This window comes from Streptomyces viridosporus, from assembly GCF_002078235.1.
GTDB lineage: Bacteria > Actinomycetota > Actinomycetes > Streptomycetales > Streptomycetaceae > Streptomyces > Streptomyces viridosporus.
Map to the genome: position 1 here is coordinate 1 of NZ_MSGP01000182.1, position 8,757 is coordinate 8,757.

Consider the following 8,757-nt stretch of genomic DNA (forward strand, 5'->3'; position numbering starts at 1 on the left):
CCGCGGCGCCCCGGCCGTCGATCTCCGGGTGGTCGCCGACGTACGCGACCTGGTCGGGCGGCAGGGACAGGGCCTCGCAGGCGGCCAGGAAGGCATCGGGCTCGGGCTTGGAGACGCCCAGCTCGGCGGCGCACAGGATGGCCTCGAAGCGGTCGTGGACGCCGAGGAGGCGCAGCTTGCGGTCCTGGACGGTCAGGCTGGAGTTGGAGAGCACCGCGTGGCGGTGGCTGGCGGCGAGGGCGTCGAGGACGGGCAGCACGTCCGGGAAGAGGCTCCAGGCGGCCTCGTAGTGGGCCACGTAGCGCCGGAACCAGTCGTCGGCCTCGGCGTCGGTCAGGTCCCGGTCCAGGAAGACGCGGGTGCGGTCGCGGCGCTGGGTCTCGAAGTCCACCTCCCCCGCGGCGAACCGCGCCCACTGCAGGTCGGTGACCTCCCGCCAGCGCAGCAGCGCCTCCTCCACGGAGGCGTGCCCGTCGAGCAGCCCCTCGGCCAGGAGGTGCGCCCGCATGCCCTCGCGGTCGGCGGTCGTGTAGTCGAAGAGGGTGTCGTCCACGTCCCAGACGACGGCTCGGATCGCCATGGGACCGACGGTACCCGGACCGCACGGCAAAGGGGCGGCACCCGGGAACCTCCCGGGTGCCGCCCCTCGCCGGTACGGGCCCTACGCGGCGAGCTTCGCCAGGGCCGCGTCGATCCTGGCCAGCGTCTTCTCCTTGCCCAGGACCTCCAGCGACTCGAAGAGCGGCAGGCCGACCGTACGGCCGGTCACGGCCACGCGGACGGGGGCCTGGGCCTTGCCGAGCTTGAGGCCGTGGGCCTCGCCGGCGGCCAGGACGGCCTCCTTCAGCGACTCGGCGGAGGTCCAGTCGGCCGCTTCCAGCTTCTCGCGGGCGGTGCGCAGCAGGGCGTCGGAGCCCTCCTTCATCGCCTTGTTCCAGGAGGCCTCGTCGAAGGCCGGCTCCGGCAGGAACAGGAAGTCGACGTTCTCCGTGATCTCGGAGAGGACCTTCAGGCGGGTCTGCGCGTGCGGGGCGATCGCCTGCCACTTGGCCTCGTCGAAGGCCTCCGGCGCCCAGGGGGCGAAGGGGGCCCTGAGCCAGGGGGCGCAGCGCTCCGCGAAGTCCTTCGCGTCGAGCAGGCGGATGTGGTCGGCGTTGATCGCCTCGCACTTCTTGAGGTCGAAGCGGGCCGGGTTCGGCTGCACGTCCGTGACGTCGAAGGCCGCGACCATCTCGTCGATCGAGAAGACGTCCCGGTCGGCGGAGAGCGACCAGCCGAGCAGCGAGAGGTAGTTGAGCAGGCCCTCGGGGAGGAAGCCGCGCTCGCGGTAGAGGTTCAGGGAGGACTGCGGGTCGCGCTTGGAGAGCTTCTTGTTGCCCTCGCCCATGACGTACGGCAGGTGGCCGAAGGCCGGGATCCCCTTGGCGATGCCCAGCTCGATCAGGGCCTTGTACAGGGCGATCTGGCGCGGGGTGGAGGAGAGCAGGTCCTCGCCGCGCAGGATGTGGGTGATCTCCATCAGCGCGTCGTCGACCGGGTTGACCAGCGTGTACAGCGGGGCGCCGTTGGCGCGCACGATGCCGTAGTCCGGGACGTTCTCCGGGGTGAAGGTCAGCTCGCCGCGGACCAGGTCGGTGAAGGTGATCGTCTCGTCGGGCATGCGGAAGCGGACGATCGGCTCCCGGCCCTGGGCCTTGTACTCCTCGACCCGGGCGTCGCTCAGCTCACGGCAGTGGCCGTCGTACCCGGAGGGCCGGCCCGCGGCGCGAGCGGCCTCGCGGCGGGTGTCCAGCTCCTCCTGGGAGCAGTAGCAGTGGTAGGCGTGACCGCCGTCGAGGAGCTTGCGGGCCACGTCCCGGTAGATGTCCATGCGCTGCGACTGGCGGTACGGCGCGTGCGGGCCGCCGACCTCGGGGCCCTCGTCCCAGTCGAAGCCGAGCCAGCGCATCGCGTCGAGCAGCTGCTCGTAGGACTCCTCGGAGTCGCGGGCCGCGTCGGTGTCCTCGATGCGGAAGACCAGGGTGCCGCCGTGGTGCTTGGCGAACGCCCAGTTGAACAGGGCGGTGCGGACCAGGCCCACATGGGGGTTACCGGTGGGCGAGGGGCAGAAACGGACGCGTGGGGGTACCCCCTGTCCGAGCGGGGTCGAGGACTGGGGGGAGGGGGAGCCTGATGCGCTAGCCACGCTTGACAACCTTGTTGGTGAGAGTGCCGATGCCTTCGATGGTGACGGCGACCTCGTCGCCGACGTTGAGGGGGCCGACCCCGGCCGGGGTGCCCGTGAGGATGACGTCGCCCGGGAGCAGCGTCATGGCCTCGGAGATGTTGACGACCAGGTCCTCGATGGAGTGGATCATCTCGCTGGTGCGGCCGAGCTGGCGCTGGGCGCCGTTGACCGTGAGCTGGACGGTCAGGTCGCTCGCGGCGGCGAGGTCCAGCCCCGTCTCCACCCAGGGGCCGAGCGGGCAGGAGGTGTCGAAGCCCTTGGCCCGGGCCCACTGCTTCTCGCGCTTCTGGACGTCACGCGCGGTGATGTCGTTGGCGCAGGTGTAGCCGAAGATCACGTCCTTGACGCGTTCGCGCGGGACCTCGCGGCACAGCCGGCCGATGACCACGGCCAGCTCGGCCTCGTGGTGCACCTCCCGGGAGAAGGAGGGGTACTGGATCTCGTCGCCGGGGCCGATGACCGAGGTGGCGGGCTTGAAGAAGGCGAACGGCTCCTCGGGCACCTCGTTGCCCATCTCCCTGGCGTGCTCGGCGTAGTTGCGGCCGAAGGCCACCACCTTGTTGGGGAGCACCGGGGGCAGCAGCCTGACCTTGCTCAGCGGAACCTTCGTACCGGAGAGCTCGAAGTCCGTGAACGGGATGCCCTTGATGATGTCCAGGACGAGCTCGTCCTGCTGGTCGCCCTCGACCGCGCCGAAGGCGACGTTCCCGTCGATGGAGAATCTGGCGATGCGCACGGGATGCTTGGCCCCTTGACTTAAGCGGCTGGAGTCTGACGCTCCAGGCTAACGCGGTACGACCTCCCGTTCTCGCGCATTGCGGGCGCCGTCGCCCGGTGTGCGGGGCGCCCCGCGCACGGCGAGGGGCGCCCCGGTGGAACGTGGGGCGCCCCTCGTGCCGCGTGGCGGGCCGGTGTCACCGGCCGGACGCGGTGGCGTTGAGCGATGCGCGGCCGGTGTGCGTACTGATCGGTGCGATCAGCGCGATCAGCGCGGTCGGCGTCCGGTCAGTGCGCGGCGCCGGCCGTGACCGGGATCTCCATGAGGACGGTGCGCTTGGGGTTGGCGGTCTGGGCCGGGAGTTCGACGGGGTGTTCCTGCTGGACCGGCGTCTGCAGTTCGTCGGCGCCGTCGAGGTGCGCCAGCGTCGTGCGTCGCGGGTTGGCGATCTTGTGGAACATCATCGTCGTCTTCACTGTTTACTTCGACCTTGTCCTGTTCGCGGCGCCCACCGGGGTACGGGGACCCGGGTGACGGGCGCGGGTTGTCGGTTTTGCCATCCCTGTAAAGCGTCAGGCTAAACATGCAATTCCCCGCCGACGGCGCTCGGAGGCCGGGATCTTGGTGTGATTTTGCTCACGAACTACTGAACAAATGGACCAATACGGGCAGGCGTCTCGTCCCTCCGAAACGGACATTGACCCCCTGAAGCCACCATTCCGCTCCTGATCATGGCGACTGGGACACCCGGAGCGACCGGTCGACTCGTGAGCGTACGCCCGGTTTGGGGGATCTCCCTTTCTACCCGCGGTGACCCGTCACTCACGCGGTGTCACGTATGTCACGGGTAGGCCTACGGGCCTTGTTGGAGATCCGGCACTGTGCTGGAATTCCACGGACCGCCGCAGGATCGAGCCGGCGCACAGGGGGCGCACAAACGCGCCGAGTGGCGGCGAGATGGGGGGAACCAGCGCCGGTCACTCACGACCACCACGGGGGCGTATTCAGGGCGCCCCTATGACGCCGACACCGTGCCCCGTCGTTCACGCGGAGGGGTGCCTGGTCCAGAGGTTGCGACGCTAGTGCAGGGACGTTTCAAGAGGGATGGCAGCGCTTCGGCGGAGCCGGAGCCGCACGGCGGGACTGGCCCGATGGCCGTCAGCTCCTCGCCCCAGCACGCCCAGAACCAGGGCCCGGCCGTGTCCGGCGACAGCGGCGACCGAACCGGTCGCCCCGGCGCCTCCGCGGGGGCTCCGGACCCGGCCGACGAGGCGGCGCCGAAGGGCTCGACCGGCCCCGGACCGCGCATAGCCCTGCGCAACTGGCGCATCTCGACCCGTCTGGTGTCGCTGCTCGCGCTCCCGGTGGTCGCGGCCACCTCGCTGGGTGCGCTGCGTATCAGCCAGTCGATGGACGACATCCAGCAGCTCGACAACATGAAGCTGCTGACGGACATGACCAAGCAGGCCACCGAACTGGCCCACGCGCTCCAGGAGGAGCGCGACCAGTCGGCCGGCCCGCTGGGGCACGGCGGCAAGAGCACCGACTTCACGGTCAAGGGCTACCGCGAGAAGACCGACCGTGCGATGGAGAACTTCCTCGACAGCTCCGAGGAGATCGACAACGCGGCCAAGGACGGCAACCTCAAGGGTGTCCGCGACAACCTGGTCCAGCTCACCGGCCAGCTGGGCGACATCGCGAAGATCCGCAACACGGCCTACTCCTCGCCCGAGAACTCCACGCAGACCGTCGAGGCGTACCACCGTCTGATCGAGAACCTGATCGACCTCTCGCAGGACATGGCGGAGGCGACCAGCAACCCCGAGATGATCCAGCGCACGCGCGCCCTGGCGTCCTTCTCGTCCGCCAAGGAGTACGCCTCGATCCAGCGCGCGGTCCTCGCGGTGGCGCTGCCCGCCAGCAACACCACCACCGGCAACCTCTCCGAGAACGACCGGCTCTACGCCGAGTCGGCGCTGACGAACCAGGGGTCCGAGCTCCGCAGCTTCAAGAGCATCTACGGCGAGACCTCCGCCGCCGAGCTGCTGCTGCCGATCGAGGACGGCAACAACATCATCAAGGCCACCGACGAGTACGCCGGGCGCGCCCTGGCCTCGGAGTTCGGCCTCAGGTCGGTGGGCAAGCGGTCCTACCGGGACTGGCTGGACGACAGCTCCACCAAGATCCAGCAGATGAAGAACATCGAGCACAGGCTGCTCGAGGAGATGGAACAGAAGGCCCGTGAGCTGCGCGCCGCCACCGAGCGCGACGCGATCATCTCCGGTGCGCTGATCCTCATCGTGCTCGGCGTCTCGCTGGTCGGCGCCTTCGTCGTGGCCCGCTCCATGATCCGCTCGCTGCGCCGGCTGGAGGACACCGCGACCAAGGTCGCCCAGGAACGCCTGCCCGAACTGGTCAAGCAGCTCTCCGAGTCCGACCCGCAGGACGTCGACACGTCCGTGGAGTCGGTCGGTGTGCACTCCCGGGACGAGATCGGCCGAGTGGCCGCGGCCTTCGACGACGTGCACCGCGAGGCGGTCCGCCTCGCGGCCGAGCAGGCCCTGCTGCGGGGCAACGTCAACGCGATGTTCACCAACCTCTCGCGCCGCTCGCAGGGTCTGATCCAGCGCCAGCTCTCGCTGATCTCCGAGCTGGAGTCCCGCGAGGCCGACCCGGACCAGCTCTCCTCGCTGTTCAAGCTGGACCACCTGGCCACGCGTATGCGCCGTAACGGTGAGAACCTGCTGGTCCTCGCGGGTGAGGAGCCCGGCCGCCGGTGGACCCGCCCGGTCCCGCTGGTCGACGTGCTGCGTGCCGCCGCGTCCGAGGTGGAGCAGTACGAGCGCATCGAGCTGTCCTCCGTGCCGACCACCGAGGTGGCCGGCCGGGTCGTCAACGACCTCGTGCACCTGCTCGCCGAGCTGCTGGAGAACGCGACCTCGTTCTCCTCGCCGCAGACCAAGGTCAAGGTCACCGGTCACGCGCTGCCCGACGGCCGGGTGCTGATCGAGATCCACGACACCGGTATCGGTCTGTCCCCGGAGGACCTGGCGGCGATCAACGAGCGGCTCGCCTCGCCGCCCACCGTGGACGTCTCCGTCTCCCGCCGCATGGGTCTGTTCGTGGTCGGCCGCCTGTCGCAGCGCCACGGCATCCGCATCCAGCTCCGCCCCTCCGACTCCGGTGGTACGACCGCGCTGGTCATGCTGCCCGTCGACGTCGCCCAGGGCGGCAGGAAGCCCCAGGGCAAGCCGGGCCAGCCGGGCGGCGGTGGCCCCGCCGCCGCGCAGGCGGCCGCCGGTGCCGCCGCCGCGCGCCGGACCGCCGGTGGCGGTCAGGGCGGTGCGCCCGGCGGCGGTCTGCTCGGCGGCGGTCAGGGTCCGCGGGCCGCGCTGCCCGGACGGGACGGCACGGGCCGGCCCGACGGGTCACGGGGGCCGCAGGGCCAGCCGGGCAACTCCACGCCGTCGCTGTTCGACCGGGGTGCTCCCTCCGCGCCGCCGCAGGGCCGTCCGGCCCCCGCCGGCGCCGGCTTCGGAGGCCAGGCGCCGGGTGCCCCGCAGGGGCTGCAGGCCGCGGGTCCGGGCGGTGCGCAGGACCGGGACGCCTTCGGTGGCGGCCGGGGCCAGGTGCCCCCGCAGCGCGGCAACGGCAACGCCGAGCGCGGCCGTCGTCCGCAGCTCCCGCCGCGCGGTGGTCCGCGCGCCGAGCTGCCCGGTGGCGACCAGCAGCAGCGCACGCCCAGCTGGAGCGACGAGAACGCCCAGCCCCCGGTGCCGCGCGCCTCGCTGGACGCCCCGCGCGGCCACGAGGAGCCGGACGTCTCCCGGACCTCCCCCATGCCCCGGTTCGACGACCGGCAGGGGCCCGGCGCCACGGCGGAGATCCCCCGGTTCGACGACCGGCAGAACGCCGGTCCGTCCGCCTACGGCTTCCCCGACCCCGGGCAGCACACGGGCCAGTACGCCCAGCCCGGCGCGAACGACGCCCAGAACACGGGCCAGTTCAGCCGCGGCGACGTCTTCGGCACCGCCCAGGGCCGGCCGGGCGGTCAGCAGGACCCGTCCGTCACGGGGCAGTTCGCGGCCCCGCAGGGCTACGACAACGGCGCCACCGGTCCGTACCCGGTGGTGGGCCAGGACAACGGCGCCACGGGCCGGCACGCCCTCCCCCAGGGCCCGGGCCCCATGGACCCGGCCGACCCCGGCCGGTTCGAGCGTCCGCAGCGCAACGGCGCGCACGGAGCCGACTTCGGCACCCCGCGTCCGCCCGCCCCGCAGCAGCAGCCGGTCCGCCACCAGCCGGAGGCCCTGCCCCCGGCGCCCGGCCCCGGCGACGGGCGCACGCCGCTGTACGACACCCTGGAGACCAACTGGTTCCGCGGTGGTGGAGGTGGCCAGGAACAGGGCAACGCCTCCGCTCCGGCGCCTCAGCAGCAGTCCCAGCAGTCCCAGCAGCCGCAGGGGCCCACCGGCCCTCAGCGGTCCGCCTCCCCCGCCTGGCGCAGCTCGCCCAACGACGAGCTGGTCCGGCAGGCCGAACGCGTCCGGCAGCCGGCCGCGGGCGGCGTCACCACCTCCGGCCTGCCGCGCCGGGTGCCCAAGGCGAACCTCGTCCCGGGCACGGCTCAGCAGCAACCGCACCAGAGCGGTCCCCAGGTCTCGCGCGCCCCCGATGACGTGCGCGGCCGACTGACCAATCTCCGTCGGGGTATCGCACAGGGTCGTCAGGCCGGGTCCACCCAGACCGGCAGCTTCCCGCGGCCCACTCACCAGCAGGAGCGTTAGTTGAGTCCGATGAGCCAGGCGGCACAGAATCTCAACTGGTTGATCACCAACTTCGTGGACAACACCCCCGGGGTGTCCCACACCGTCGTCGTGTCCGCCGACGGTCTTCTTCTGGCCTTGTCCGAGGGCTTTCCGCGCGACCGCGCGGACCAGCTCGCGGCCGTGGCATCGGGACTGACCTCCCTGACGGCCGGCGCCTCCCGGATCTTCGAGGGCGGCAACGTCGCCCAGACGGTCGTCGAGATGGAGCGGGGATTCCTCTTCCTCATGTCCGTCTCGGACGGCTCGTCCCTCGCCGTCCTGGCGCATCCCGAGTGCGACATCGGCCTCGTCGGCTACGAAATGGCGCTGCTGGTCGATCGCGCCGGCGCAGTCCTCACCCCGGATCTGCGCGCCGAGCTACAGGGAAGTCTGCTCCACTGATCGGCCCCGGCACCACCCGTCTCACCAAATCACCGTCCGGCCGCCACATTCCCCCCACCGGCCCCGTCAGACGGCTTGACTGACCGACTTGCTGTCCCGCCCGGAGGATTCATGACCCCGCCCACCGCCTCTCATGATCCGTACGCGGAGCCGTACGAGGATGAGGGCGACCAGCCGCTGGTCCGTCCCTATGCGATGACCGGCGGCCGGACCAGGCCGCGCTATCAGCTCGCCATCGAGGCACTGATCAGCACGACGGCCGATCCGGCAGCGCTCATGGGGCTCCTCCCGGAGCATCAGCGCATCTGCCACCTGTGCCGTGAGGTGAAGTCGGTCGCCGAGGTCTCGGCACTGCTCAACATGCCGCTGGGTGTGGCAAGAATCCTGGTGGCGGACCTCGCGGAAGCGGGTCTGGTCGCCATTCACCAGCCGGGCGGCGACGAAACGACCGGCGCCCCGGATGTGACACTGCTCGAAAGGGTGCTCAGTGGACTTCGCAACCTCTAGCGGCGGGGCGGTCTCCGAAAGCCGTTCCACCACCTCCGCGAAGATCGTGGTGGCGGGCGGCTTCGGCGTGGGCAAGACCACGTTCGTCGGCTGTC

At 71.2% G+C, this 8,757-nt stretch carries 7 protein-coding genes and 1 pseudogene; 4 read left to right on the forward strand and 4 right to left on the reverse strand.

The genetic code is table 11. From position 1 onward, the window contains the following. The 4 genes from B7L92_RS13855 to B7L92_RS13870 all read right to left on the reverse strand — a co-directional run. A partial coding sequence (locus B7L92_RS13855) for an HAD family hydrolase (RefSeq protein ID WP_081237706.1) occupies positions 1 to 580 on the reverse strand: 580 nt, incomplete at its 3' end. An 81-nt stretch (positions 581 to 661) separates the two neighbouring features. After that, positions 662 to 2,185: a glutamate--tRNA ligase gene (gene gltX, locus B7L92_RS13860; RefSeq protein WP_081237707.1), complete on the reverse strand. Its 1,524-nt coding sequence runs from the start codon at positions 2,183 to 2,185 to the stop codon at positions 662 to 664. Then, the gene (locus B7L92_RS13865; protein WP_004983050.1) at positions 2,178 to 2,963 is read right to left on the reverse strand and encodes a fumarylacetoacetate hydrolase family protein; all 786 of its coding nucleotides are present in this window, start codon (positions 2,961 to 2,963) and stop codon (positions 2,178 to 2,180) included. The genes gltX and B7L92_RS13865 overlap by 8 nt, the downstream gene beginning before the upstream one ends. A gap of 269 nt (positions 2,964 to 3,232) precedes the next feature. Beyond that, positions 3,233 to 3,421 (reverse strand): hypothetical protein, encoded by a 189-nt coding sequence (locus tag B7L92_RS13870; protein ID WP_081237708.1) that lies wholly within the window; start codon positions 3,419 to 3,421, stop codon positions 3,233 to 3,235. 606 nt (positions 3,422 to 4,027) lie between these two features. Here B7L92_RS13870 and B7L92_RS13875 point away from each other — a divergent pair. The 4 genes and pseudogenes from B7L92_RS13875 to B7L92_RS13890 form a co-directional block, all read left to right on the forward strand. Beyond that, positions 4,028 to 7,732 carry a nitrate- and nitrite sensing domain-containing protein gene (locus B7L92_RS13875; RefSeq protein ID WP_081237709.1) on the forward strand — a complete coding sequence of 1,235 codons (3,705 nt, stop codon included), beginning with the start codon at positions 4,028 to 4,030 and terminating at the stop codon, positions 7,730 to 7,732. 9 nt (positions 7,733 to 7,741) lie between these two features. Further along, positions 7,742 to 8,155, forward strand: a complete 414-nt coding sequence (locus tag B7L92_RS13880) for a roadblock/LC7 domain-containing protein (protein WP_004983056.1) — start codon at positions 7,742 to 7,744, stop codon at positions 8,153 to 8,155. Positions 8,156 to 8,266: 111 nt separating this feature from the next. Continuing rightward, the gene (locus B7L92_RS13885; RefSeq protein WP_081237710.1) at positions 8,267 to 8,662 is read left to right on the forward strand and encodes a DUF742 domain-containing protein; all 396 of its coding nucleotides are present in this window, start codon (positions 8,267 to 8,269) and stop codon (positions 8,660 to 8,662) included. Then, a pseudogene (locus tag B7L92_RS13890) lies at positions 8,643 to 8,757 on the forward strand (ATP-binding protein); the annotation flags it as partial. The gene B7L92_RS13885 and the pseudogene B7L92_RS13890, both read left to right, overlap by 20 nt.

Bases quoted from the DNA above. Each gene is read 5' to 3' on its own strand.
- B7L92_RS13880 (WP_004983056.1), top strand. From the start codon at position 7,742: ATGAGCCAGGCGGCACAGAATCTCAACTGGTTGATCACCAACTTCGTG.
- B7L92_RS13885 (WP_081237710.1), top strand. From the start codon at position 8,267: ATGACCCCGCCCACCGCCTCTCATGATCCGTACGCGGAGCCGTACGAG.